Here is a 23,591-nt window from a genome sequence, read left to right as displayed (position 1 = left end):
TGAGAAAGCAGTTTTAACTTACTTCAAGACTGGGCGGCGGCCACTTCAAGCGATGGGCGTAAAGCATCCAGTGCATAGCCGGCAGCACTTGATTTTGTCAGAATTTCTGAAATATCCACGCCCTTTGCCGCAGATCCCAACGCCCAAGCAACTGTGCAACGGGTACCTGAGGCACAGTAGGCCAGAACGGGTGTGTTTTCTTCCGCATAGGCCATGTGTTGGGCGATGACTTCGGCTGTCATCGTATGATGCGTCAACGGCAGATTATAAAAGACCAAACCGGCTGCATGGGCTGCTTTTTGCATTTCTGCAGCATGATGGCTTGGCGGGATCTCAGGGTCCGGGCGGTTGCAAATCACAGCTTTGAACCCTGCGGCGGCAATCGCTGGGAAATCGTTTAGGTCGATTTGCGGCGCAACACTATAGGCGGGGGTGATTTCACGTATATCCATTTCGATGTATTAAGTCCCTGACGGATGGGTGTCCAGTTGCACACTGGTTTTTGACGCCAAGATCATATCCGTCAGAGCGGCTGCTAAAAATAATGTGCCCAAGGCCAGATGACAAAAATATTCAAAAACACTTGTTTCTTGCGGGTGCCGGTCCTGTCAAAGAATACAAAGGCGCCCCGATAGGCCACCTGCAACAGCCACATACCAAGCTTGCGTCAATTCCACCGACACTCTGTCCAGAGCCATTCAAAAGGAACATGGACGTCTCAAAATCTATGAGAATGCAATTCCGACGCCGACCATCATCAGCCCGATCACGGACAAAAACAAAGCGCCGAGATTCATAGGCAGAACAGATTGCATCACCGATTGCAGCGCCGCATCGTCCAGATCAGCACGTTTTGCGCGAGCCACCTTTACGATGCACCACAAAATTCCAACCAAACCGACGATTGAGACGCATGCGCCGCCCCAAATAATGCCTTCGAACAGAGATAGAGTTTTTGTTTCCATGCGGGCGGGCTACCCTAAATCATACATTGGGGCAAGATCACCCATTGCCCCGACTGGGACGGGGCGGTATCTCGAAGCCCTTGCCACAGAGTTATTCGACAAAGGAACCAAGGCCATGACCGACACCGCCACAAACGCCGAAAGCTACCGCGTGACCGCTGACGAATTGCGCCAGTTCATCGAACGGGTAGAGCGGCTTGATGCCGAAAAGAAAGACCTTGCCGAACAGCAAAAAGAAGTGATGGCTGAAGCCAAGGCACGTGGTTACGACACAAAAGTGATGCGCAAGGTGATTGCGTTGCGTAAACGCGACAAAGACGACATCGCGGAAGAAGAAGCGGTGCTTGAAATGTACAAAGAAGCCTTGGGCATGGGGTAAACGCGCCGTTTCAGGGCGTTATCATAGTAACGCCTGGAATGCGCTGAATTTCCAAAACGTCTTCGTCGTAGATGTCGCTCATCTCGTCTATCAGGGCTTCTGTCCAACCGTAGACGTCCAGTTCTTCTTCGATCTCGTCTTCCAAAGCGAATTTATCCAAAAACGCCGCTATGACACGGCGTTTTTGCATTTCTGACATGCCCTTGTGGGTTTTTAGGTAGGTTCGAAAACGCTTCATGCCCTCATCGCTCATGATGCTGCTGAGTAAATCGAAACCGCCCGTGATTTTTTCACCGTGCTCAAGACCTGACATATCGCGAATGATCTGTGACCAAATCAAAGGCGCGTCTTCATTGCACCAAACAGTGATAGAAAGGCGTGGAGCCGCTTCGCGAATGGCTTTCAATGTCTCCGACCAACGCACCATGCGCGGATCGGTCCCGCCGATGAAGCCGGCCATGTCATCTTTCGGCGAATGTTGTAACAGCGCAGGCAGCAATGTTGCCGGATTGCGAATCGCTATGAACATTTCGATGTCATCGTGTGGAAACAGATCGCAAAAATGCCGCATCCGTTCAGGCGCTGTGTGGAAAATCATCCCACGAGACACAGATGCACGCGGCGCTCCGAAAATAAAGGGATGGCTTAGAACAACCCGGTCAGCCGTTTCATCGTCCAGAATTGCGTCAAGAACCACGTCCCTTGCTGCATCCGAGGCGGGTGCTGTTTGCAAAGCATTCAGAATTTCTTTCAGCAATTTGCGGTATCTGCTTGGACCAGGGACAACGACGCCTTTTTTCGACAACATGCTTGTGTTGCGCAACAAACACTTCATGAGCCGTTCTTCTTCGGTGAAGTGCGCGCCTGTGTGAAGAACCAGTTGCATTTTGCGTCAATTTACCCTGCTGAACCTGATATTTCTTATATCTGGTTTACAGGTTAATAAAACCATCAAAGTCCGTGCATTTTTCGTCTTGCGCGGTACGAAAACTTCCCTTAAACGACGCTCCAGTGCCCCTATAGCTCAGCTGGTAGAGCAATTGATTTGTAATCAATAGGTCCGCGGTTCGAGTCCGTGTGGGGGCACCATACCATCACAACACCAGAGTGTTCATGTCCGAGTATTCACGCGGATTTCTGCTGTGTTTGGCATCTAGAGATGATGGATAGCTTAGAAGAATTGACGTTTCGATAGAGTGCAGGTTTTATTCGGCTGCTTCGGCGTATGCAGAGGCCAAAAAATGTGTAGTGGTTCAAATGTATGAACAGCGACCGACAGTACATCCGAATAGTGCGCTGAACGACACCGGCGTAGAGGATCTCTGGCGCCGGTGTTCAAGTTGGGGGCCGCAGCTTTAGACCAGCGTTAGGTCGCTCGCCATTTGTCGCCCATCGCGACCTTCGGACATTTCAAACGTCACTTTTTGATTGTCTGCCAGTCCGGTCAAGCCTGACTGCTCTACGGCTGAGATGTGAACAAAAACGTCATTGCCGCCACCATCAGGTGCAATAAATCCATAGCCTTTTGTGGTGTTAAACCACTTCACGGTGCCATTGGGCATGTCCGTGCCTCCTTTTACCTTTACGCCCACTCTGAAAGTACAGAGCCATTCCTGTGGGCGTTTCGAACAATTCGCCTTGCCAAAAAATCACCCACGGATAACAAGATTGTCCGATAACCAACTAAATCAAGGAAACGACTTGGTATTCTTTTGTATACCAAAAGCGCATCCCTGACCGAGAGGCACGAAATGAAACTGTACGGATTGAAGAACTGCGATACCTGCCGCAAAGCCTTAAAGGCTTTGCCTGCTTTGGAATTGGTAGATGTGCGTGCGGATGGTATGCCCAAAGACGTATTGGAACGTGCTTTTCAACAGTTTGAAGAGGCTTTGTTGAACACGCGGTCGACGACTTGGCGGGGCCTGTCTGATAAAGACCGCGAAGGTGCGCCGCTGGATTTGATCGCAGCACACCCTGCTTTGATGAAGCGCCCGCTGATAGATACGGGCGACGCGCTTTATCTTGGTTGGACCAAAGACACGCAAGCCGCTTTAGGTCTCTGAGCGCGGCTGTAAAGCACGGTCAAATGACAGCGGGCCCGCCCCTTTGATCACCAATATCAAAAGCAACAGAACCCACAATGCGCGTTGGTCGGCAATCAATGCACCAGACGCCTTGTCGAACCACGCGCCAAGGTCTTTGCCGCCCACGCCATGACCTGTGACATCCACGATGGATTGCACAGCAACGAAGCCGATCATGCCAAGGGCAGACAAACGCGTCAAAAGCCCGACGACAATCAGGACCGGCAGAATAAACTCTGCCCAAGTGCCGCCCAAAGCAATCAGATAGTGCAAAATGCCCAATTGGCTTGTGTCATAGCCCACGGCTTCAACCGCCTTGGGGAAGATCTGGATATAGGCGCTGTCGGACAGTTGGAAAATGCCCATAATCCCATCGCCCAGTTTGGTTTTTGCCGAGACCCAAAAATAGGAAAACAAAACACCTGCAAACACGATCCGTGCCAGTGTGGGCAAAATCCAGTCGTTGCGTTCGATCGCGCCAAAAATGGCAGTGTGCAGCTTTTTCATCAGTTCAGTCCTTTGTGGTCAAATCAGTCAATGCGTTGTTCTGGATAAGCAGCGTCAGAAGCGGGCCAAGATCGTAGTCAGGCGAAACAGCGGCGGCTGCGTCTTGGGCATCCCCCATTGATCCCCCTTTGGCTGTGATACTGAGCCACGCCGTGTCTGCAGCTGTTATGGCATGGGGTTCGGGGTCAAATTCGCGTCGCAAAATCAAAACCGATTGTGCAATATTGCGCGGTTTTTCCGCGCCGCTTACCATGTTGAAGCGCCAGATGTCATGCAGGGGCCATTCGGACGGTATCACCCGCAAATGCGGTGCAAGCAGCAAAGTCGCGTCGTTCAGCGCCTCTGCGGGCACCTCGGCAAAGCGGCCGGGATTCATGGCAGTGCTGTCTGCCGCATGATAACTTTCGCGGATTGCGATTTCCAGACGGGCCACATCCGGAAGATAACCGATATGGGCAAGTGGTGCGAAGCCATCCAGAAAATCAGGCATTTGCCCGCCATAGAACATCATCAAAGGCGAGGACGGAGGGTGGGACCTTAAAAATAGTCCCGCCAACATGTCAAAGTTCTGGTCGCCAATCAATTTGACAAGGACCGGAAAGCTGGCGCGCAGCGCATCGCGCAACGCCACAGACACGTTGTTGCGGTACACATCGTATCGACGACCGGCGGGGGCGCCTGCGCCGTCTTGCACGTTGTCCGGCACGGGGGCCGCGCCATCCAGTAGTGCGCTGCGAAAGGTAGACAGCGTGGTGGAAGGATGGCCCGTCATCGCGCTGCCAAGTGAACCAATGCATCGGCGCCGCGCTGGGCTTCAAGACGCAATGTCGCCCAATCCGGCACATCGTTGTCCCATTCGATCAACACAGGGCGGGGGCCGGTTTTTACCAGCGCATAGTCCAATAGATCCCAAACGGGGTCTGCTGCTTCACATCCGTGGCTGTCGATCAGCAACGGGGCGCCGTGATCATCTTGGTCTTCGTCGTGTCCACCAACGTGGATTTCGCCAACAGCTGCCAACGGATAAGCGTCGATGTAGCTTTGCGGGGAATACCCAAGGTTTGTGGCAGAGATAAAGACGTTGTTCACATCCAGTAACAACCCGCAGCCGGTGCGCTGGGCAAGCTCTGCCAGAAAGTCTGTTTCGGACCATGTGCTTTCTGCAAAGGCCAAATAGCTAGAGGGGTTTTCCAACAGCATTTGCCGTCCAAGCGTGTCTTGGACCTGGGAAACATGGGCCGCCACACGGGCAAGAGTGGCGTTTGTGTAGGGAAGGGGCAAAAGGTCGTTCATGAACTCTGCACCATGGGTGGACCAAGCCAGATGTTCCGAAAAACTTGCAGGATTGGCCCATGTAATCAGATGTTTAAGACGGGCAAGATGGTCGGGGTCTAACGGGGTTTCGCCGCCGATCGACAACCCAACCCCGTGCACAGAAATTGCAAATGTTTCTGCAAGGCGGCGCAGCTGCGCCAACGGCCTTCCGCCATCGCCCATGTAATTCTCGGCATGTATTTCCAACCACCGGACAGGACCGGGGGCGTGCAACAGGTCGCTGAAATGTTGGGATTTATAGCCGACGCCGACCGCGTCGGGCAAAGGGCGGTGTGCAGGTGAAGTGTCCAGCATGGCAGGCCCTTTCGTCTGTCGTATTGGGTGGTTTGGGCGTTGTTGAACGCCCAAACCAAAACCGTCCGGTCAGAAAATTACGCAGGAATGTCGCGTGACAGTTCTTTCAGCGACCCTTCACGGGCGGAGCCGTCTGCTTGTGCAGGCAATTCGATTTCTGCACATGTGCCTGCGTCGACAAGTGTCCATGCGTTACCTTGATAATCCACTGTAGAGGTTCCGGCGCATGTCGTGCCAGCACCTGCGGCGCAATCATTTTCGCCAGCCAAGGAAACGCCGTAGCATTTTTCTTTGGAAGCAGCGTGTGTTGTTGTTGTGGTGGCAGCTGTCATTGCAGCGGCAACAGCAGACGCGAGGGCTACAGATTTCATTGTGTTTGACATGTTTTACGTCCTTCTAGGGCAGGTTTAAACTGAACTTGTGAAGATCAGTCTGGATGTATGCAGGCGATATTACCATTCACGAGCCTGTGTGTCACATGCGCGTCAGGGAATGGACTTTTTTCCACCCATAAAACAGGTGTTTCGTGATGAAATGTTACAGTCGGGCAGGGTTGATCCGCCCGACCTTGTAATATTTCAGCGCAAGTCAGGCGGCGTTGCATCGGCCTGCAACGTTTTTGTTACAGCGTCCAACGCTTCGACGCGTGTCTGTTTTTCGCCAAGGCGGCGTACTGTGACAGTGCGTTCTTCAACTTCGCGCGCACCGACGGCCAAGATAACCGGGACTTTGCCCACGGAGTGCTCGCGCACCTTGTAGTTGATCTTTTCGTTGCGAATGTCGGCTTCCGCGCGCACGCCTGCGGCTTTCAGTTGTGCAACCACATCATGCACGTAGTCATCGGCGTCCGAAATGATGGAGGCCACAACCACCTGACGCGGAGCCAACCAAAATGGCAACTTGCCGGCGTGTTCTTCGATCAAGATGCCGATGAAACGTTCAAAGCTGCCCAACGTTGCGCGGTGCAACATGACAGGGCGGTGTTTGTCGCCGTCTGAGCCCACATAGGTCGCGTCCAAACGTTCCGGCAGCACGAAATCGACTTGGTGTGTGCCACATTGCCAGTCGCGCCCGATGGCGTCGGTCAAGACAAACTCCAGTTTGGGCCCGTAGAACGCTCCTTCGCCGGGGTTCATTTCGGGTTCGATCCCGGCGGCGCGTGTGGCCGCCAAAAGCGCTTGTTCGGCTTTGTCCCAAACCTCGTCGCTGCCAGAGCGTGTTTCGGGACGGTCCGAGAATTTCACGCGGAAGTTTTCGAACCCAAGGTCTTTGTAGATCGAGGTTAGAAATTCGATGTAGACGGCGGTTTCCGATTCAATCTGGTCTTCGCGGCAGAAAATATGCCCATCGTCTTGGGTAAACCCGCGCACGCGCATGATGCCGTGCAAAGCGCCCGAGGGTTCATAGCGGTTGCACGATCCAAATTCGGCCATCCGCAGGGGCAGATCGCGGTAGGATTTGAGGCCCTGATTAAAGATTTGCACATGGCAGGGGCAGTTCATGGGTTTCAGGGCGTTCACAGCCTTTTCGCGCGCATGATCTTCGTCGACTTCGACGATGAACATGTTTTCCTGGTATTTCTCCCAGTGGCCTGACGCTTCCCACAGCTTGCGGTCCACGACCTGCGGTGTGTTTACCTCAACATAACCGCCCGCGCGTTGTTTGCGACGCATGAAGTCTTGCAATTGGGTGTAGATCAGCCAGCCGTTGGCGTGCCAGAAAATCTGGCCCGGCGCCTCTTCCTGCATGTGGAACAGGTCCATTTCACGGCCCAGCTTGCGGTGGTCGCGTTTGGCGGCCTCTTCCAGCATGTGCAGGTGGGCTTTCAGTTTTTCCTTGCCGGTGAAGGCCACGCCGTAGATGCGTTGCAGCATTTCGCGGTCACTGTCGCCACGCCAATAGGCACCTGCGATGGACATCAGCTTGAACGCGTCACCCGGCACTTGGCCTGTGTGTTGCAGGTGCGGACCACGGCACAGGTCCTGCCAGTCGCCGTGCCAGTACATGCGCAGCGGCTCATCGCCCGGAATGGCGTCGATCAGTTCAACTTTATAGGGCTCGTTGTTGTCTTTGTAGAACTGCACCGCGCGGTCGCGGTCCCAGACTTCGGTGCGCACGGGTTCGCGTTTGTTGATGATCTCTTTCATCTTCTTTTCGATGGTCAAAAGATCTTCGGGTGTGAACGGGTCCTTGCGGTCGAAGTCATAGTACCAGCCGTCTTTGATGACAGGGCCGATGGTGACCTTTGTGTCGGGCCAGATTTCCTGCACCGCACGGGCCATGATGTGGGCCAGATCGTGGCGGACCAGTTCGTTGGCTTGATCTTCGTCGGCCATGGTGTGCAGGGCGATGGAGGCGTCGGCGTCGATGGGCCATTGCAGGTCATGATGTGCACCGTTCACGGTCGCGCTGATTGCCTTTTTGGCCAATGATTTGGAAATGCTCTCGGCAACCTGCGCGGGGGTGACCCCTGCGTCATAGTCGCGTGCATTGCCGTCGGGAAAGGTAAGAGAGACTGATGCCATCTGGGCACTCCTCGTCAGTTTGGCGCCTACGAAACGCCCGGTTGCGGGTTATGTGTTCGGGCGGTGTTTAGACGGGCGACAAGTCTATGGTCAAGAGGGGCCGTAACTGTTTGGTGGGAAGCGTGCCGAAATCACCAGATTGAGCAGCGCAAAGATCATGCAAAACCCAGCGGCATATCCAAGGGCATCGATGGACCATGTGGTGATGACGAAACTGCCAATCGCGGATCCAATAGCTGCGCCGATGTAGATACAAGCGGCGGTCAGGGCCAAAACCACCGGTGCTTTCGGGCCTGCCAACCCGATCAACCGCATCTGCTGGCCTGCCATAAACGACCAACCTGCCATGGCCCAGATCACAGACAAGGCAAAAAATGCGGGCACACCAACGGGCAGATGGGAATACAGCGGCATGATGATCATTTGTGCACAACACAGAATGATCAGGGTTTTGTACCACCCCAGCCTGTCCGCCATAAAGCCCCCAAGAATGTTGCCCATTACGGCCCCGACCCCTGCCACAATCAGCGTAATCGAGATCATGTCGCGCCCCATGCCCATGCTTTGGCTGAACAGGGGCGTCATGTAGGTGAAGATCACATAGATCGAGCCCAAAAATAGCCCCGTAAAGGCAATCGCAAACATCATGCGTCCGTCTTTCAGGGTTGTGCGCAGATCGCCAAAGGTCACCGCCTGAAATTTCAGACCTGCAGGTACGAAATGCCAGATCAGAAAGATGCAGGGGATATTCAGAACCACAACACCCCAAAATGCGAAACGCCATCCAAAAGTATAGGCAATCCACGCGCCGGCTGGCACACCAATGACCTGCGCCAAACTAAAACCGAACATGGCCGCGGCCAGAACACGCGCCCGTTGTTCGGGGGGGTACAGTCCCGCAACCACAGCCGCCCCGACGGGGGTGAACATGCCCGCACCGGCAGCCGCCAACACCCGCGCGGCCCCCAGCATGCCAAGCGACGTTGCGACAGCAGACAAGATGCCAGAGATCAAAAAGAGGCTTAGACCAAAGGCCATCACACGCCGCCGTCCGATATGCCCTGTCATGCTGACCAACACCGGCGACAAAACTGCGTAGGCCAACGCATACACGGTCATCAAGATACCTGCGCGTTCCGGCGCCACGTTCAATCCTGCGCCCAATGGCTCTAGCACGCCGATGATGACAAACGCGCCAACACCGATCAGGAAGTTGCATGTCGAAATGACGGGCAGGATCATTTTGGGGGGCGGGGTGTCGGTGGATGTCATGGCGCACGATACGAAGCGACACAAAAAAAGAGCAAGCACATCGTCGCGTCGCGCAACCCGTTTAGGGTGAATGGTGTAAAAAGCGACAAAATGTCCTTGATTTGCGACGATTTGCTGTGGACTCTGGGGGCCAGCCCCTTAAATAGTCCACTATAGGAAACTTTTCGCAACCAACGCCCGAGGGTCACATGCCTGCATACAACACGTCATTTGAACTTTCCGTCGAAGACCTCGAACTGATCGAGGACGCATTGCTCAAAAACAAACTGTCGCTGACGCAAAAGCAGTTGAAAGAAAACAAATCCGAAGCGCCGCAAGATGGCGGGGCCCGTCGCATCCATGATCTTCTGGGCCGTTTGCACAATCAAAAACAGTTTTTCCGCCCGCGTCAGGGTGTGTTTGTCAGCGGCTGACACAGACGACACCAATGGTGTTCTACAACCCTTGAACGCCGGAAAACTTCAACACCTGCATTGCACCTGATGGGTGCAACGCGCATTGTCTGTCCCAAAGGGAGAGACGGCATTGGCTGAAGTTGAATATTTAAACACCGACGCCGGACGGCGGATTGCTTACCACCGTACCGAAGGCAAAGGCCCTTGGTTGGTGTTCTTGGGTGGTTTGAAGTCTGATATGGAAGGCACCAAAGCCATCCATCTTGAAGCCTGGGCCAAATCCCGTGGACAGGCGTTTTTGCGTTTTGATTATTCCGGTCATGGACAAAGCTCTGGCCGTTTCGAAGAAGGCTGCATCGGGGATTGGGCCGAAGATACAGCCGCCGCACTTTCTGCACTGACAGAAGGGCGTGTTATTTTGGTTGGCTCCAGCATGGGGGGCTGGCAGTCTTTACTGTTCGCGCGGGCGCACCCCGACCGGATGGGCGGGTTGGTTACTATTGCTGCAGCCCCGGATTTTACCGAAGATGGTTATTGGGCATCATTTACGGATGCCCAGAAAGCTGCACTGCAGCAAGACGGGCAGGTAGAACTGCCATCAGATTATATGGACCCCTACATTGTCACGCGGCGCATGATCGAAGACGGCCGCACACAGCTTGTGTTGCGCACGCCGCTGGATTTGCCGTTCCCTGTGCGCATGCTGCAAGGCACCGCAGACTCCGCCGTGTCAACAGAGCGCGCCACTGCATTGCTGGACCATGCCACCAGCCCTGACATGCGGCTGACCCTCGTCAAGGATGCCGATCACCGGTTTTCCGATGGTACGTGTTTGAAACTTTTGGAAAATGCTGTTTTGGAGGTCATGAATCCATGAAATTGATAGGTCGGTTTTTTATCCGCTTTGTCCTAACGCTTGTGGCTTTGGGTTTTGCGATGTGGGTGTTCGGACCCTATGAACCCGTTGATTACGCGACAGACTTTGACGAAACACAACTGGAAGACGGCGTTGATGCCTATCTTGCCACACAAGAAGCACGCTTTGATGACATTCGCCCCGACAGCGAAAAACGCGTTGTGTGGGCAGGTTCGCAAAGGGCGAAAACGGACTATGTGCTTGTGTATTTGCATGGGTTCTCTGCGTCTTCGCAGGAAATCCGCCCGGTGCCTGATGCTGTTGCAACCAATTTAGGGGCCAATCTTGTTTACACACGCTTTCAGGGGCATGGCCGCACAGCAGATGCCATGGGTGAAGGCACCGTGAACGGATGGATGCGTGATACCGTTGAGGCCTTGGCCATTGCGCGGAAAATTGGTGACAAAATCATCGTCTTGACCACTTCGACCGGCGGCACTTTGGCGGCCTTGGCCATGACGCACCCCGAACTTCAACAACAGGTCGCGGGGGTTGCTTTCGTTGCGCCCAACTTCGGGGTGAACAATCCTGCCGCCGCGCTTTTGACCATGCCCGGTGTGCGCGTTTGGGGGCCTGTGGTTGCCGGAAAAACACGCAGCTTCACACCCTTGAACGACGGGCAAGGCCGTGAATGGACCACAACCTACCCAACCGTCGCCGCAGTGCCTATGGCCGCCGCCGTTCAGGAAGCCGTTGGGCGTGATTACAAGGATGTGGCTATACCTGCGTTGTTCTTCTACGCAGCAGAAGATCAGGTGGTGATTGCTTCCGAGACCGACAAGATTGTCGAAAACTGGGGGGGACCTGTCACGGTCGAACGCCCTGTGTTGGGGGCAGGTGTCGATCCGATGGGCCATGTGATTGCAGGCGACATCATGTCACCCGCCATGACGGCAGCAGCCACAACGACACTTTTGAACTGGATCGGCGGCTTGCAATGATGGAGCAACGCATCAGCTTGATCACGCTGGGTGTGTCGGACATCGGTTTGATGGCGGACTTTTACACTGCACTGGGATGGTCGCGGGTGGACACCCAAGACGGTGTGGTTGCTTTTGATCTGATCGGGCAAACATTGGGTTTGTACCCAATGCAGGCTTTGGCAGACGACTTGGGGCTCGCCCTTGAAGATTTGGGGCGCGGGGCATCGACCTTTGGCTACAATGTACGCGAAAAGGCCGATGTGGCCCCTATACTCGGCGCGGCTGAAGCGGCCGGTGGCAAAGTAGTTAAAGCCGCCCAAGACGTATTCTGGGGCGGGCATCACGGCTATTTCGCTGATCCTGAGGGAAATATCTGGGAAGTCGCCCACAACCCGTTCAGTCCCTTGGCCGCAAATGGTGCGTTTTGCTGGAACGGGCACGGCTGATGCGGCAACCGCGCAGCATGTGGAGCTTGGAAACACTCGGACGTGTGCGCTTGTCCAAACACTTCTATATGCGCGACTTTTTGATGTCGGAAATCAGTGCGTTTCACGGTGTGCCCAACATCCCCGAGAACCCTGATCTGACTGTGGAAAACGGAACTGCGTTTTGCACGCAATTGCTTGATCCATTGGAAGAGACCTTTGGACGGATCGCGATCCGCTCAGGCTACCGTGCGCCAGCTTTGAATGCCTTTGGCAATCAGAACAAATTGAATTGTGCACGCAATGACAATCCTTTGGAATGTCACATCTGGGACCGTGCGGACGGCGCAGACGCTATTGCGGGGGCGTCCATCGTGGTGCCGTGGTTTGCGGATCAGTACGACAAGGGCCGCGACTGGCGTGATCTGGCATGGTGGATCCACGATCACTTGCCCTATTCGGACATGTGGTTTTTTCCAAAACTCGCCGCGTTCAATCTGGTTTGGCGCAAGACACCTTTGGTGACGATTTCTAGCTATATCGCGCCGCGCGGGACGTTGTTGCGGGCCGGGCAAAGGCCAGAAGAAGACCCAAAGACCCGGGCCATGCGGTATTCGGATTTTCCAAAGTTTCGGGGGATCAGCTACCCCACTGCAACGCGCTGAAAAGCGCTTTGGGCCGCTTGCACAAAGTGCAGCTTCGGGCCAAAGTGCGCGAAAGTGCAATCAAACGGATGCGCGGATAAAACCGGCAACGATTCCAACTCAAAAGGCAGGCAGAATGGCTGAACCTCTGGTTCTTCTTCCCGGCATGATGTGCGACGCGCGGCTGTTCGGGCCACAAATCGCCGAGCTTTCTGCGGATATGACGGTGACGGTGGCCCCTGTAACACGCGGCGAACGCATCGAGGAAATCGCCTCTGGGCTGTTGGATGAATTGCCTGCGCGGTTCGCGTTGGCAGGGCTAAGCATGGGCGGGATTGTCGCAATGGAAATATTGCGCCGCGCCCCCGACCGTATCACGCGGCTGGCTTTGATGGATACGAATCCACTGGCGGAAACACCCGTTGTCGCTGCGGCGCGGGAACCACAGATTATCGGCGCCCGCACAGGGCGGCTTGAACAGGTGATGCGGGAAGAAATGAAACCAAACTATCTGGCGCCCGGACCTTACCGACACGAAGTGCTAGACTTGGTGATGGATATGGCCATGACGCTTGGCGCAGAGGTTTTTGTGCGGCAATCAAGGGCACTTCAACGCCGGCGGGATCAGCAGGGCACATTGCGCAAATGCAAAGTGCCGACAATGATCCTGTGTGGGGCACATGATGCGTTGTGCCCGATCAAACGCCACACGTTTATGGCGGAATTGATACCCTATGCGGAACTCGAAGTGATCGAAGACGCCGGACACCTGCCAACACTTGAGTGCCCGGACCAAACAACGGCAGCCCTTCGCAAATGGATGGCGATGCCGTTGGTGCTGCGGTAACCGCCCCCGTGCAGGCATTCTTTTCGCCAAAAATATTCCGGGGAGGCGCATAGCGCCGGGGCAGAGCCCCAATCAACGGAGCAACTCTTACACATCCCACCCGAAAAGCAGGTAAGGTGGGTCCAGACCCACCAAGCCTTTATGCGGCCGCGTTTTTATTGGCGGGTTTCTTGACCGGCTTTTTGGCGACGCCGCCATTTGCGTGGATAAAGTCCATCACCAAGGGACGGATATTGTTGCGCCAGCCGCTACCTGCAAAAATACCGTAATGGCCTGCACCGGGTTCAACGTGGCTTGCCTTTTTGGCGTCGGGCAATCCCGTGCACAGATCCAGCGCAGCGATGCATTGGCCAGGCGCGGAAATGTCGTCATTGCCGCCCTCGACTGTTTTCACCGCAACGGTGGTGATTTTACCGATGTCGATTTTCTTACCGTTGACCACAAATTCGTTCTTCGCGATTTCGCCATTTTTGAAAATGCGTTCAACGGTGGACAGGTAAAATTCGGCGGTCATGTCCATGACTGCCAGATATTCATCATAAAAGTTGTTGTGTTTGTCGTGCTCGGATGCATCGCCACGCGCGGCACGGGCAATCTGGTCAGAAAACGCTTTTGAGTGTTTTTCCGAGTTCATCGACATGAATGAAGACAGCTGCAAAAGGCCCGGGTACACCATGCGTCCCACGCCGGGGTACTTAAAGCCCACCCGTTGGATCATCATTTCTTCCAGCTGGCCCATCGTGACGCGGTGCCCGAAATCCGTAACATCGGTCGCATTTGCATCGGGGTCGATCGGTCCACCGATCAAGGTCAGGGACTTTGGCTGTGCGTCAGGTTCATCTTCAGCCAAATAGGCCGTCGCGGCCAATGTCAGCGGGGCAGGTTGGCACACTGCAATAACATGTGTGTCCGGACCAAGGTGGCGCAGGTAATCGACCAGATACATTGTATAATCTTCAACGTCGAATTTGCCTGCACTCACAGGGATGTCGCGTGCGTTGTGCCAGTCGGTGACGTAAAGTTCGCAATCGGGCAGCAAAGAATGCACTGTTGACCGCAGCAGCGTTGCGTAGTGACCCGACATTGGCGCCACCAGCAAGACGCGTGGCTTTTTGGATGTACGCTTTGCCACCTTAAAATGGATCAAATCGCCAAATGCGCCTTCGATCTCTTTTTCGACAGTAATAATGCGGTCCTTGCCGGACGCACCGACAATCGTGGGGATGTTCCAGTCGGGCTTTACGACCATGCGCTGGAAAGTACGTTCCGTCACTTCGCCCCACGCCCGCATCCATTCCATCGCAGGGTTTGGGAACAGTGACATTGCGGGGTATGCTCCAAGAGCAGCAGCAGATGCGCCAAGCCACTGATTCGTATTTCTGATGGTCTCCATCAGATCGTAAGTGGCCATGTACCGCATCGGTAACTCCTGTATTTACTGCCTTTGGGGCGACTTTGCGTCGTTATGTCCCTTAGCAACCAAACTATAAATGCTGCATTTGAACACAAATGCTGCAAGTGCGAAGATACGAGGGAAAAGTTAATATGACAACCAAAGACACCGCCAATACGGAGTTCTCTGGACAAAACCTCGAGAAAATGAACGAAAATCTACGTAAAGTAGAAGATTTATCGGCGCGTCTGACCCATGTCATGAAGAACCGTGCGGGGCACCAGAAAAGCCTGGATGGCCCGGACCAATCCTTGTTTGGGCAGGCCGCGACAGCCTATTGGTCCGAGGCCGTGCAAAACCCCGCAAAGGTACTCGAGCACCAATTGGATTACTGGTCCAAGACGGTGCAGCATTTTGTCGAAGCTCAACAAACCCTCGCCAAAGGGAAGCTGGAAGCGCCTCACGTCCCAGACGCTGGCCCGAAGGATCGCCGCTTTGCCAATCCGCTTTGGGACACGCATCCATATTTCAACTATGTCAAACGACAGTATCAACTGAACGCCGCAGCCCTTGAGCAAGCAGTTGATGATGTCACCGACATGGAACCATTGGAAAAGCAGCGTCTGGCCTATTTCAGCCGTCAGATCGTCGACATGATGAGCCCCACCAACTTTTTGGCCACCAATCCGGACGCATTGGAAAAGGCAGTGGCCACCGAAGGGCAAAGCCTTGTGACAGGGTTGGAAAACCTCGTGTCGGATCTTGAGGCCAACAATGGCGAGATGGTGGTGCGTCTGGCGGACGAAAGCGCGTTTGAACTTGGGGGCAACATCGCGACAACACCCGGTAAGGTCGTCTACCGCAATCGCATGATGGAGCTGATCCAATTCAGCCCGACCACGGACACTGTGCATGCCACGCCTGTGATCTGCTTCCCGCCCTGGATCAACAAATACTATATCCTCGACCTGAAAGAGCAAAACAGTTTTGTAAAATGGGTCACCGATCAGGGCTACACGTTGTTTATTGTGTCTTGGGTCAATCCGGACGCAACCTACGCGGACGTCGGCATGGAAGACTATATTGTCGATGGCTATCTGGCCGCGGTGCGCGAAGTCAAATCAATTACTGGCGAAGATCAGGTGAACGCAATCGGATATTGCATCGCTGGCACGACGTTATCTTTGACTTTGTCCTATATGAAGCAACAGGGCGACACATCGATCAAATCGGCCACATTCTTCACAGCCCTGACAGATTTCGGAGACCAAGGCGAATTCACGCCCTTCCTGACGGATGATTTCATTGACGGCATCGAAGCAGAGATCGACGACAAGGGCATGCTGCCGTCCGTTATTATGGCGCGTACATTTTCGTTTTTGCGCTCCAATGATCTGGTCTACACGCCTGCAATCAAAAGCTACATGCTTGGGGAAACTCCGCCAGCTTTCGATTTGCTGTATTGGAACGGGGATGGCGCGAACCTACCGGGCAAGATGGCGCGGCAGTATCTGCGCGGCTTGTGTCAGCGCAACGAATTGGCGACCACAGGATACGATCTGATGGGGCATCATCTGGTATTGGATGAAGTGGATGTGCCTTTGTGTGCTGTCGCCTGTGAAACCGATCACATTGCCCCGTGGAAAGACAGTTACCGTGGCGTGCAAAAGATGGGGGCCAAGAACAAGACCTTTATCATGACCCAATCGGGGCATATCGCAGGTATCGTTAACCCGCCGTCCAAAAAGAAATATGGCCACTACACAAACGATGACATGGGGCTTGGCCACGAAGACTGGCTGGAAGGCGCCGATTTTCATGAAGGATCATGGTGGCCGCGTTGGGAAAGCTGGTTGAAAAAACGATCCGGCAAACAAGTCGCAGCACGTGTTCCCGGTGATGCCTCTCATCCTGTTCTGTGTGACGCGCCCGGGACCTACGTTGTTGGTAAAGCGCCGCAATAGATCAGCTTTGCGGCCTTGCCACAGCGCTTTTGGTACGCCACGTTCACTGCAATGCTGTCGGAGGTAAAGTGATGAATATCGTGTTGGGTCAAATGACATCTCCCATTTCAGGGGATATCACGCAGTTGAACGCCATCATCTTGGCCGATGCGCGCAGAACGGAAGCCAATCTTGGCTTTCATCTGGGACGATTGTCGGGAGGATACAAAATACTGGTTCTAAACCGGCGTCCACAAGCCAGCGATTTTGAATTTTCCGGCACGACCCTGCGATCCGGCGGACGCGAGGGGCTGCCCGCAGACACCGACAAGAAAGACAAAGAGCGTACGCGCATCCATGACGGGATCATGGGGGCACGCGGGGCTGATGGATATGCGGCAATGCAACAAGCGGCGCTGCAAAATATTCAGGTCAAAGGGCCACAACGTCTGGTCAAGATTATGCCGGACATCCGGCACAACACAGACATGTCGCCCAGCCAGCAATACCCGATGGGCGGAGGTTTTTTGCAGTGGACGCTCAAGAAACCGGGGCTGTCGTTCTTTTGCGCCGCGCAGGTGGCAAAAGACGGTTTGGTTTCGGTGCCGGGACAGACCTTTCAGCTAAACAGCGGCAATTTCGCAAATGATTATCCGCAGCGCGCCGAATTTCAGAAATACCTTCAGCAGGCTTGATTCTATATTGCTGCATTGCAGCATTTCGCTTCGGTAAGTGCGGAAATTGTTGAAGATTTCTGTGCTTTGCTCGTGTGAATTTCGTCAAGGTGCTCGATAATCTATTGTATATAAACGATTTATTTCGGATTTATGCGGTTGCAGAAAAATTGCGCTGCAACGCAGAAAAACATTGCAATGCCGCGCTGCAGCATCTATAACTTTCTACAGAAGCGAAACGAGATGCTCTGAAACGGGGTCTCACAATGCAAAAGGAATTATGACAATGGCTAAGACACAAGACATGACAGCGATGTTCAAAGACGTTATGGGTTCTTTCCCTGTCGACATGACAGCAATGGATGACGCGTTCAAAACAACAGCGTCCCTGAACGAAAAACTGTCTACAGTTGCTCTGACAGCTGCTGAAAAATCCGCTGAAGTTTCCAGCAAATGGACACAAGACACGTTGGCAAAACTGTCCGACATGTCCAAAGCAAAATCCGAGCCAGCCGATTATGCAAAAGCGATGACAGACTTCGCGTCTGCTTCTGCCGAAGTTGCTGCTGAAAACATGGCCGCTTTCGCTGAAATCGCCAAAAAAGTTCAGATGGAAACAGTTGAGCTGATGATGGCCGCAGGCAAAGACATCTCCGAAGATGCAACAGCTGCAGTCAACAAAGCGACAAAAGACGTGACAACAGCCGCGAAAAAAGCCGCAGCGAAATAAGCGTCACAAGCTTAGTGTAAAGAGTTTTCGCGCACGTCTCCTCCCTGACACGCGCGAACAAATGGGCGGATCCTTTTTAAGGGTCCGCCTTTTGCATTTGGATCACTGACTTCAAGCCGTCCCGAAGCCCGTCGACAACCTTGCGAATACGGGCCGTGTTGCGCACCTCTGGATGCGCTGTCAGCCAGACGGGGATAGAGGCCACATTTTGCGATGGTATCAGATTGATGACCGTTGTGTCGGCGTCACCTATGGCAATTTGGTTAAACCCGACGCCAAACCCCGCACGCACCATTTGCCAACATACAACCTGATCGTCGGACCGGAATTTGAAGTGATCGCGCGTGGCTTCGATGCCTCTTTCGCGCAAACCGTCCAAGATCTGGGTGCTGCGATCATACCCGACCAAAGAATGATGCAGCAGATCTTGCGGTTCAGCCAGTCCGCCATTGCGCTGGATATAGGCAGGGGTGGCATAGGCCCCGATCAACATATCGCCCACATGCTGCGCCACCACATCGTTTTGCGTGGGGCGGTACATGCGGACAGCGATATCGGCTTCGCGTCGCGACAAGTTGTTTGTTTCGTCCGATGCGACGATTTCAAACGCGATTTCAGGGTGTTTCAGATGCAGGGCTGTCACCAGATCCGGCAGAATGTACGTGGCCATGATCTGGCTGGCAGTGATGCGCACCGTGCCAGTCAGGCCATCGTTTTGACCTTCATGCGCCATTGTCAATTTATGGGCGGCATCCGCCATGTCCCTTGCATGCTCGACCAAACGGAAACCGGGGTCAGTAAGGGTGACACCGGTTTTGCTGCGTTCAAACAGTCGGGTGCCAAGTTGTTGTTCAAGAACGGAAATATGTCTGCTTAATGTGGGTTGCGTGGCGCCAGTGGCCTGTGCCGCTGCTGTCAATGAACCATGCTGCGCAACAGCCGCGAAAGATTGTAACAAGGACCAGTCCATAGTCTACGCATCCATTTTTGAATGATATAATCCGAATTTCCCCAAATGATATTCAAATTGCGGTGGGTTATCCAGTCTTCATTGAAACACCATTTCGGGAGAAAACAAATGAAACAAGTCGTGGTTCTTGGGGCAAAAGGGCGTTTTGGGCGCTCTGCTGTGACGGCATTTCAGGCCAGCGGCTGGCAGGTGCGGGCATTTGGGCGCAATTGGACCGGCATAGCGGAAGCAGGCGTGAAGCGGATAACCGGTGACGTGATGGACGAAGCGGCCCTGAATGCGGCCTGTGCGGGGTGCGACCTGATCATCAACGCGGTCAACCCACCCTATGAAGACTGGGCCGCTACGCTGCCTTCGATCACAAACGCCGTAATAAAGGCCGCAAAGAAGGCAGGCGCCACCGTGGTCATTCCAGGCAATCTTTATAACTACGGGGCAGGGTGCCCGCCTGTGTTACGTGAAGACACGGCGTGGCGTCCGACCGCACGAAAGGGGCACATGCGAGTGGACATGGAAAATGCCTATCGCGCTTCCGGGGTGCGTACCATTGTGGTGCGGGCGGGCGACTATATTGATACGGAACAATCGGGCAATTGGTTTGACGTGCAGATTGCCAAAAATGCGCACAAAGGGCGCACAAGCTATCCGGGCGTGTTGGATGCTTTGCATCCTTGGGCGTTTTTGCCGGATGTCGCTGCGGCAACTGTTCTGCTATGTGAACAACGCGACGCTTTTCACGCATTTGAAGAGTTCGGATTTGACGGGTACAGTTTGACAGGCCAGCAATTGGCCGATGCGATCGCCGTCGAAGCAAATCGCCCACAAAAGGTGGTTGGAGTGCCTTGGAAACTGATCAAAGTGATGGGGTTGGTTAATCCAACAATGCGAGAGTTGGCAGAACTGCGCTATCTTTGGAATGTGCCCCACGTGATGGACGGGCGAAAACTGTTGCAAGCTTTGCCCGGGTTCACGCCAACGCCACTAAAGGATGCGATGCGCATCGCTTTGCGAAAAGACATACGGTAGCGTATGCGCAATACCCTTTCCTTTCGCCAATGATCTGCCTAAGCTGCGTTGCAGCACTATTTATGGGTGCAGCGCAGCACGCGTTCGGGGAGAATTTTTGTGGCAGCCACTCAAACACCATTGTTGATCAAGCGTTACGCCAGCCGTCGGCTGTATAACACCGAAACAAGTGATTACGTGACACTGGAAGATATCGCAGGATTTATCCGCGACGGGCGCGAAGTCAAAATCGTTGATTTGAAATCTGGTGATGATTTGACCCGCCAGTATCTGCTTCAGATTATCGCAGAACACGAGAGCCGTGGTGAAAGCGTATTGCCCGTAGATGTTTTGAACGATCTTGTCCGCAGCTATATGGGCGGTGGTGCATCGGTCGTGCCTCAATTCCTGCAAGCGTCTTTTGACATGCTGCGGGATGGGCAAAGCAAGATGATGAACAATATGTCTGCCATGAATCCGATGTCCAAAGTGCCCGGTTTCGACATGATGCAAGCGCAGCAAGAAGCGTTCATGAAAGCCATGACTGGCGGCATTGGAACACCCGGTTGGGCAGGTGGCACTGCAGATACGCAAAATGAAACGCCATCGCAGCCGTCTGGCGATACCGAGGATCTGGATGCGATCAAGAAGCAGTTGGCGGATTTGCAGGAAAAGCTGTCAAAGCTGTCTTGAATTTGACCAAGGGAAGGGTGGGTTTAAACCCACCTTACTGCCCCCTATTGCGGACCTCAAAATTGATACATCAAGTGCCGTAAGCTCTTGGTGAGTCAACACTTTCAGAAATCGCTTGCAACAAGACGCTTGCCACTTCATCCAATTCGGATTGGGTCAAACGCACAGGCAGACGTACGTCACACGCCCGCATTAACATGCGCTTGGTCTGCGGCAATTTTGGCAGGTCGGGAATGAACTGCCAATTCCAAAACGCCCGTGCGTTGTCGTCAGATAAGCCGAAAATTTGTACTTTGACGCCTGCTTGCGCTGCCACTTCTGCAAATCCATACGCCTGCGTATCATCCATGCCTATCAGATTGAACTGAATAGAGTCAGGCGCGCGTTCCTCGCCGGGCAAAGGGTTTGGCACGGTGATATGCGGCGATTGTTCAAGGATCTCAGCCAGATAGTCATGGTTGCGTCGTCCGTCTGCAACACGCTGTCCTAACGCGGGAAGTTGCGGCCGGATCACGGCTGCTGACAAATTGGACAGACGCAAGTTATACAGCGGCAACTTGTTTTGCCATGTGGCAAAGGCATCCTGCAGCACCGGGTGTTTTTTCCAGTTATGCTCGTATGCGCCCGACATGATAATCGCACGTGCCACAAGGTTTGCGTCATCCGTGATCAAGATGCCGCCTTCGCCTGCATTAATCATCTTGTAGGACTGAAAGGAAAAGCAACCAACTTTGCCGATCGTCCCGATTTTGCGGCCATTCCAAAGGGTGCCCAAGCTGTGCGCTGCATCTTCTATCACCGGAATGTCGGCCGCGTCACAAAGCGCCATGATAGCATCCATATCGGATGTATGACCCCGCATGTGGCTGATAATGACAGCTTTGACTGTGGGTAGCTTGGCCTCAAAGTCTTTTAAATCAACGCGGTAGTCGTCGCCCACTTCACACAGCACTGGCAGGCAGTCGGCATGCATGACGGCAGAGGGCACAGCGGCAAATGTAAAGCCAGGGATCAAAACCCGGGCGTCGCGGGGCAGATCAAGCGCCTTGAGCGATAAAAACAATGCGGCAGAACATGACGACACAGCCAGCGCATACTGACTGCCCATCATTTGAGCGAATTCAGCTTCAAGCAAAGAAACCGGAGCACCCTGTGCTGCTGTATAGCGGAATAGGTCGCCACTTTGCAGCAAACGGTCAATTTCTGTGCGTGCGGCGGCTGGGATTGAATCAGCATCATGCATATTTGGCAAAGTCATATTTCATATTCCTTATGTGCATCTTTGATGATGCTTAATACACAAGGAAAGCTTTTCCAAATTGTTTTAACACGCGTGGCGTTTTGGCGCGGTCCCTAGATCCCCAAACGGTCCCTCAAAGCGTACCAGGTCATCGCAAGGGCCAGCAAAGGTGTGCGCATTGCACCACCTCCAGGAAAGGGTGTCGATGGAATCGCAGCCATCGCATCAAAGCCGTCTGTTTGTCCTTCAACGGCCTGCGCCATCAATTGTCCTGCTTGCACAGCATTCCCCAACCCGTGTCCCGAATACCCGCCTGCACTTAAAACATTGGGGGCTGCTCGGTACAAAAATGGCAACCGTTTCATCGTGATGGCCAATGTGCCGCCCCACGCATAGTCGATGGGAATGTCTTTCAAGTGAGGGAACACTTGTGTCATTGGCCCACGCACTTTGGCCGCGATGTCTTTGGGAAAACGGTAGCCATAGCTTTCACCTCCGCCAAACAAAAGCCGGCGATCATGGCTGAGGCGGAAATAGTTGACCACAAACCGACTGTCGGCGACGGCAACATCACGCGCTAGAACACGTACTGCTTCGTCACCCAAAGGGGCGGTGGCTGCTATGAAATTATTGATGGGCATCACGCGACTGGCAACTTTGCGGTCCAAATCCCCCAAATACCCGTTGCCTGCCAGAACCACATGCGTGGCGGTGATACGTCCTGCATCGGTGCGCACTGTAGCTGGTGTGCCATGTTCAATTGACTGCGCGTGCGTACCTTCGAAAATGCGCACTCCGGCTGCAACGCAAGCGCGGGCCAGACCCAGCGCGAATGCCAAAGGATGCAGGTGGTAACTGCCCATATCCAAAATCCCGCCCTTGTAGTCGGGCGAGGGGCAAATCTGGGCGAAACCCTGTGCATCAAAACGTTCCAAAGAATAGGCGTAATGCGTGTCCATATGATCTGCGTACCGATGTAAATCGTCCACATCGGCTTGGCTGGACCCGCTCCAAGCCACGCCTGGTTTGACGTGGGCATCGATGGAATGATCCTTGATCAGATCCAGACACAGGGCGACGGCATCCAGGCCCATGCCCCACAAATGTTTGGCGTCATCGCGGCCGACCAGTGCCTCAAGACCCTTTTGGTCTACACGCTGCCCTGTGCCCAACTGCCCGCCATTGCGCCCAGAGGCGCCAAAACCTACGCGTTGCGCATCGATCAAAACAACATCGCGCCCAGCTTGGGCCAAGTGCAAAGCAGTTGAAAGGCCTGTGTATCCAGCGCCGACGACACAAACATCCGCTGTCGCAGAACCTTTCAATGGGGCAAAGGGCTGCAAGGGCGTGGTTGTCGCCGCGTACCAACTGTCAGGGTAGGCCCCGCGCCGGTCATTGGAATAAATCAACTGCATGGCACCCCCCGGGT

The 23,591-nt window shown here is 54.1% G+C and carries 27 protein-coding genes and 1 tRNA gene; 14 read left to right on the top strand and 14 right to left on the bottom strand.

What is annotated here, in order from left to right; genetic code table 11:
- Nucleotides 1-23 precede the first annotated feature (23 nt).
- Together ASD8599_RS13265 and ASD8599_RS13260 are read right to left on the bottom strand one after the other, a co-directional pair.
- Nucleotides 24-452 (bottom strand): protein tyrosine phosphatase family protein, encoded by a 429-nt coding sequence (locus ASD8599_RS13265; protein WP_108828974.1) that lies wholly within the window; start codon nucleotides 450-452, stop codon nucleotides 24-26.
- A gap of 273 nt (nucleotides 453-725) precedes the next feature.
- Nucleotides 726-965, bottom strand: coding sequence for a hypothetical protein (locus tag ASD8599_RS13260; RefSeq protein ID WP_108828973.1), 240 nt, complete (start codon nucleotides 963-965; stop codon nucleotides 726-728).
- A 115-nt stretch (nucleotides 966-1,080) separates the two neighbouring features.
- Between ASD8599_RS13260 and ASD8599_RS13255 the strand changes: the two genes are divergently transcribed.
- The gene (locus ASD8599_RS13255) at nucleotides 1,081-1,344 is read left to right on the top strand and encodes a DUF2312 domain-containing protein (protein ID WP_108828972.1); all 264 of its coding nucleotides are present in this window, start codon (nucleotides 1,081-1,083) and stop codon (nucleotides 1,342-1,344) included.
- 10 nt (nucleotides 1,345-1,354) lie between these two features.
- On the opposite strand, the gene ASD8599_RS13250 is transcribed toward ASD8599_RS13255, so the two are convergent.
- Nucleotides 1,355-2,230, bottom strand: a complete 876-nt coding sequence (locus ASD8599_RS13250) for a hypothetical protein (RefSeq protein WP_108828971.1) — start codon at nucleotides 2,228-2,230, stop codon at nucleotides 1,355-1,357.
- 127 nt (nucleotides 2,231-2,357) lie between these two features.
- On the opposite strand from ASD8599_RS13250, the gene ASD8599_RS13245 reads away from it, so the two are divergent.
- Nucleotides 2,358-2,433: transfer RNA gene (locus ASD8599_RS13245), tRNA-Thr, on the top strand.
- A gap of 266 nt (nucleotides 2,434-2,699) precedes the next feature.
- Here the strand turns inward: ASD8599_RS13245 and ASD8599_RS13240 are convergent.
- Nucleotides 2,700-2,906 (bottom strand): cold-shock protein, encoded by a 207-nt coding sequence (locus ASD8599_RS13240; protein WP_108828970.1) that lies wholly within the window; start codon nucleotides 2,904-2,906, stop codon nucleotides 2,700-2,702.
- Nucleotides 2,907-3,095: 189 nt separating this feature from the next.
- On the opposite strand from ASD8599_RS13240, the gene ASD8599_RS13235 reads away from it, so the two are divergent.
- Entirely contained in the window at nucleotides 3,096-3,410 is a 315-nt protein-coding gene (locus ASD8599_RS13235) for an arsenate reductase family protein (protein ID WP_108828969.1), read from the top strand.
- On the opposite strand, the gene ASD8599_RS13230 is transcribed toward ASD8599_RS13235, so the two are convergent.
- From ASD8599_RS13230 to ASD8599_RS13205, 6 genes are all read right to left on the bottom strand, one after another.
- Nucleotides 3,399-3,938 carry a DoxX family protein gene (locus tag ASD8599_RS13230; RefSeq protein WP_108828968.1) on the bottom strand — a complete coding sequence of 180 codons (540 nt, stop codon included), beginning with the start codon at nucleotides 3,936-3,938 and terminating at the stop codon, nucleotides 3,399-3,401. The two genes, ASD8599_RS13235 and ASD8599_RS13230, sit on opposite strands and share 12 nt — an antisense overlap.
- A gap of 4 nt (nucleotides 3,939-3,942) precedes the next feature.
- A complete protein-coding gene (locus tag ASD8599_RS13225) occupies nucleotides 3,943-4,710 on the bottom strand; it encodes an HvfC/BufC N-terminal domain-containing protein (RefSeq protein WP_108828967.1) in 768 nt (255 codons plus the stop codon).
- Nucleotides 4,707-5,567 carry an MNIO family bufferin maturase gene (bufB, locus tag ASD8599_RS13220; RefSeq protein WP_108828966.1) on the bottom strand — a complete coding sequence of 287 codons (861 nt, stop codon included), beginning with the start codon at nucleotides 5,565-5,567 and terminating at the stop codon, nucleotides 4,707-4,709. Before bufB ends, ASD8599_RS13225 begins: the two co-directional genes overlap by 4 nt.
- Nucleotides 5,568-5,644: 77 nt before the next feature.
- Entirely contained in the window at nucleotides 5,645-5,950 is a 306-nt protein-coding gene (locus ASD8599_RS13215) for a BufA1 family periplasmic bufferin-type metallophore (RefSeq protein WP_108828965.1), read from the bottom strand.
- A gap of 195 nt (nucleotides 5,951-6,145) precedes the next feature.
- Nucleotides 6,146-8,092, bottom strand: coding sequence for a threonine--tRNA ligase (thrS, locus tag ASD8599_RS13210; protein WP_108828964.1), 1,947 nt, complete (start codon nucleotides 8,090-8,092; stop codon nucleotides 6,146-6,148).
- Between the two features lie 90 nt (nucleotides 8,093-8,182).
- Nucleotides 8,183-9,364, bottom strand: coding sequence for an MFS transporter (locus ASD8599_RS13205; protein ID WP_108828963.1), 1,182 nt, complete (start codon nucleotides 9,362-9,364; stop codon nucleotides 8,183-8,185).
- Between the two features lie 188 nt (nucleotides 9,365-9,552).
- Between ASD8599_RS13205 and ASD8599_RS13200 the strand changes: the two genes are divergently transcribed.
- From ASD8599_RS13200 to ASD8599_RS13175, 6 genes are all read left to right on the top strand, one after another.
- The gene (locus ASD8599_RS13200) at nucleotides 9,553-9,777 is read left to right on the top strand and encodes a hypothetical protein (RefSeq protein WP_108828962.1); all 225 of its coding nucleotides are present in this window, start codon (nucleotides 9,553-9,555) and stop codon (nucleotides 9,775-9,777) included.
- Between the two features lie 112 nt (nucleotides 9,778-9,889).
- Nucleotides 9,890-10,636, top strand: coding sequence for an alpha/beta fold hydrolase (locus tag ASD8599_RS13195; protein ID WP_181364485.1), 747 nt, complete (start codon nucleotides 9,890-9,892; stop codon nucleotides 10,634-10,636).
- Nucleotides 10,633-11,616, top strand: coding sequence for an alpha/beta hydrolase (locus tag ASD8599_RS13190; protein ID WP_219928857.1), 984 nt, complete (start codon nucleotides 10,633-10,635; stop codon nucleotides 11,614-11,616). The genes ASD8599_RS13195 and ASD8599_RS13190 overlap by 4 nt, the downstream gene beginning before the upstream one ends.
- Nucleotides 11,616-12,044, top strand: a complete 429-nt coding sequence (locus ASD8599_RS13185; protein ID WP_108830179.1) for a VOC family protein — start codon at nucleotides 11,616-11,618, stop codon at nucleotides 12,042-12,044. The genes ASD8599_RS13190 and ASD8599_RS13185 overlap by 1 nt, the downstream gene beginning before the upstream one ends.
- 17 nt (nucleotides 12,045-12,061) lie before the next feature.
- Nucleotides 12,062-12,688, top strand: coding sequence for a hypothetical protein (locus ASD8599_RS13180; protein ID WP_108830178.1), 627 nt, complete (start codon nucleotides 12,062-12,064; stop codon nucleotides 12,686-12,688).
- Nucleotides 12,689-12,803: 115 nt separating this feature from the next.
- Entirely contained in the window at nucleotides 12,804-13,514 is a 711-nt protein-coding gene (locus ASD8599_RS13175; RefSeq protein ID WP_108828961.1) for an alpha/beta fold hydrolase, read from the top strand.
- A 139-nt stretch (nucleotides 13,515-13,653) separates the two neighbouring features.
- Here ASD8599_RS13175 and phaZ read toward each other — a convergent pair whose 3' ends face one another.
- A complete protein-coding gene (phaZ, locus tag ASD8599_RS13170) occupies nucleotides 13,654-14,934 on the bottom strand; it encodes a polyhydroxyalkanoate depolymerase (protein WP_108828960.1) in 1,281 nt (426 codons plus the stop codon).
- A 125-nt stretch (nucleotides 14,935-15,059) separates the two neighbouring features.
- On the opposite strand from phaZ, the gene ASD8599_RS13165 reads away from it, so the two are divergent.
- The 3 genes from ASD8599_RS13165 to ASD8599_RS13155 all read left to right on the top strand — a co-directional run bounded on the left by ASD8599_RS13165 (nucleotide 15,060) and on the right by ASD8599_RS13155 (nucleotide 18,254).
- Entirely contained in the window at nucleotides 15,060-16,871 is a 1,812-nt protein-coding gene (locus ASD8599_RS13165; protein WP_108828959.1) for a PHA/PHB synthase family protein, read from the top strand.
- Between the two features lie 71 nt (nucleotides 16,872-16,942).
- On the top strand, nucleotides 16,943-17,545 hold the full coding sequence (locus tag ASD8599_RS13160; RefSeq protein ID WP_108828958.1) for a hypothetical protein: 603 nt from the start codon (nucleotides 16,943-16,945) through the stop codon (nucleotides 17,543-17,545).
- A gap of 265 nt (nucleotides 17,546-17,810) precedes the next feature.
- Complete coding sequence (locus ASD8599_RS13155) at nucleotides 17,811-18,254, top strand: phasin family protein (protein ID WP_108828957.1); 444 nt, start codon at nucleotides 17,811-17,813, stop codon at nucleotides 18,252-18,254.
- Nucleotides 18,255-18,330: 76 nt separating this feature from the next.
- Here the strand turns inward: ASD8599_RS13155 and ASD8599_RS13150 are convergent, their stop codons facing one another.
- The gene (locus ASD8599_RS13150) at nucleotides 18,331-19,212 is read right to left on the bottom strand and encodes a LysR family transcriptional regulator (RefSeq protein ID WP_181364484.1); all 882 of its coding nucleotides are present in this window, start codon (nucleotides 19,210-19,212) and stop codon (nucleotides 18,331-18,333) included.
- Between the two features lie 120 nt (nucleotides 19,213-19,332).
- Between ASD8599_RS13150 and ASD8599_RS13145 the strand changes: the two genes are divergently transcribed.
- Complete coding sequence (locus tag ASD8599_RS13145; protein ID WP_181364483.1) at nucleotides 19,333-20,250, top strand: NAD(P)H-binding protein; 918 nt, start codon at nucleotides 19,333-19,335, stop codon at nucleotides 20,248-20,250.
- Nucleotides 20,251-20,349: 99 nt separating this feature from the next.
- The gene (gene phaR / locus ASD8599_RS13140) at nucleotides 20,350-20,922 is read left to right on the top strand and encodes a polyhydroxyalkanoate synthesis repressor PhaR (protein WP_108828954.1); all 573 of its coding nucleotides are present in this window, start codon (nucleotides 20,350-20,352) and stop codon (nucleotides 20,920-20,922) included.
- A gap of 70 nt (nucleotides 20,923-20,992) precedes the next feature.
- Here the strand turns inward: phaR and ASD8599_RS13135 are convergent, their stop codons facing one another.
- Together ASD8599_RS13135 and ASD8599_RS13130 are read right to left on the bottom strand one after the other, a co-directional pair.
- Nucleotides 20,993-22,180 carry a DegT/DnrJ/EryC1/StrS family aminotransferase gene (locus tag ASD8599_RS13135; protein ID WP_108828953.1) on the bottom strand — a complete coding sequence of 396 codons (1,188 nt, stop codon included), beginning with the start codon at nucleotides 22,178-22,180 and terminating at the stop codon, nucleotides 20,993-20,995.
- A 95-nt stretch (nucleotides 22,181-22,275) separates the two neighbouring features.
- Complete coding sequence (locus ASD8599_RS13130) at nucleotides 22,276-23,577, bottom strand: NAD(P)/FAD-dependent oxidoreductase (protein WP_108828952.1); 1,302 nt, start codon at nucleotides 23,575-23,577, stop codon at nucleotides 22,276-22,278.
- Between the last annotated feature and the right edge of the window lie 14 nt (nucleotides 23,578-23,591).

The sequence above is a fragment of the Ascidiaceihabitans donghaensis genome (assembly GCF_900302465.1).
Taxonomy (GTDB): domain Bacteria; phylum Pseudomonadota; class Alphaproteobacteria; order Rhodobacterales; family Rhodobacteraceae; genus Ascidiaceihabitans; species Ascidiaceihabitans donghaensis.
Note: the sequence above shows the minus strand (reverse complement) of the source record. Positions and strands in the feature narration are given on the sequence as shown.

Excerpts from the sequence above, each read along its gene's own strand:
- ASD8599_RS13250 (WP_108828971.1), bottom strand. The coding sequence starts at position 2,230 with ATGCAACTGGTTCTTCACACAGGCGCGCACTTCACCGAAGAAGAACGG.
- ASD8599_RS13230 (WP_108828968.1), bottom strand. The coding sequence starts at position 3,938 with ATGAAAAAGCTGCACACTGCCATTTTTGGCGCGATCGAACGCAACGAC.
- ASD8599_RS13185 (WP_108830179.1), top strand. The coding sequence starts at position 11,616 with ATGGAGCAACGCATCAGCTTGATCACGCTGGGTGTGTCGGACATCGGT.
- ASD8599_RS13235 (WP_108828969.1), top strand. The coding sequence starts at position 3,096 with ATGAAACTGTACGGATTGAAGAACTGCGATACCTGCCGCAAAGCCTTA.
- ASD8599_RS13180 (WP_108830178.1), top strand. The coding sequence starts at position 12,062 with ATGTGGAGCTTGGAAACACTCGGACGTGTGCGCTTGTCCAAACACTTC.
- ASD8599_RS13260 (WP_108828973.1), bottom strand. The coding sequence starts at position 965 with ATGGAAACAAAAACTCTATCTCTGTTCGAAGGCATTATTTGGGGCGGC.
- ASD8599_RS13255 (WP_108828972.1), top strand. The coding sequence starts at position 1,081 with ATGACCGACACCGCCACAAACGCCGAAAGCTACCGCGTGACCGCTGAC.
- thrS (WP_108828964.1), bottom strand. The coding sequence starts at position 8,092 with ATGGCATCAGTCTCTCTTACCTTTCCCGACGGCAATGCACGCGACTAT.
- bufB (WP_108828966.1), bottom strand. The coding sequence starts at position 5,567 with ATGCTGGACACTTCACCTGCACACCGCCCTTTGCCCGACGCGGTCGGC.
- ASD8599_RS13190 (WP_219928857.1), top strand. The coding sequence starts at position 10,633 with ATGAAATTGATAGGTCGGTTTTTTATCCGCTTTGTCCTAACGCTTGTG.
- ASD8599_RS13215 (WP_108828965.1), bottom strand. The coding sequence starts at position 5,950 with ATGTCAAACACAATGAAATCTGTAGCCCTCGCGTCTGCTGTTGCCGCT.
- ASD8599_RS13155 (WP_108828957.1), top strand. The coding sequence starts at position 17,811 with ATGGCTAAGACACAAGACATGACAGCGATGTTCAAAGACGTTATGGGT.
- ASD8599_RS13165 (WP_108828959.1), top strand. The coding sequence starts at position 15,060 with ATGACAACCAAAGACACCGCCAATACGGAGTTCTCTGGACAAAACCTC.
- ASD8599_RS13205 (WP_108828963.1), bottom strand. The coding sequence starts at position 9,364 with ATGACATCCACCGACACCCCGCCCCCCAAAATGATCCTGCCCGTCATT.
- ASD8599_RS13160 (WP_108828958.1), top strand. The coding sequence starts at position 16,943 with ATGAATATCGTGTTGGGTCAAATGACATCTCCCATTTCAGGGGATATC.
- ASD8599_RS13130 (WP_108828952.1), bottom strand. The coding sequence starts at position 23,577 with ATGCAGTTGATTTATTCCAATGACCGGCGCGGGGCCTACCCTGACAGT.
- ASD8599_RS13200 (WP_108828962.1), top strand. The coding sequence starts at position 9,553 with ATGCCTGCATACAACACGTCATTTGAACTTTCCGTCGAAGACCTCGAA.
- ASD8599_RS13225 (WP_108828967.1), bottom strand. The coding sequence starts at position 4,710 with ATGACGGGCCATCCTTCCACCACGCTGTCTACCTTTCGCAGCGCACTA.
- phaZ (WP_108828960.1), bottom strand. The coding sequence starts at position 14,934 with ATGCGGTACATGGCCACTTACGATCTGATGGAGACCATCAGAAATACG.
- ASD8599_RS13265 (WP_108828974.1), bottom strand. The coding sequence starts at position 452 with ATGGATATACGTGAAATCACCCCCGCCTATAGTGTTGCGCCGCAAATC.
- ASD8599_RS13145 (WP_181364483.1), top strand. The coding sequence starts at position 19,333 with ATGAAACAAGTCGTGGTTCTTGGGGCAAAAGGGCGTTTTGGGCGCTCT.
- ASD8599_RS13240 (WP_108828970.1), bottom strand. The coding sequence starts at position 2,906 with ATGCCCAATGGCACCGTGAAGTGGTTTAACACCACAAAAGGCTATGGA.
- ASD8599_RS13135 (WP_108828953.1), bottom strand. The coding sequence starts at position 22,180 with ATGACTTTGCCAAATATGCATGATGCTGATTCAATCCCAGCCGCCGCA.
- ASD8599_RS13175 (WP_108828961.1), top strand. The coding sequence starts at position 12,804 with ATGGCTGAACCTCTGGTTCTTCTTCCCGGCATGATGTGCGACGCGCGG.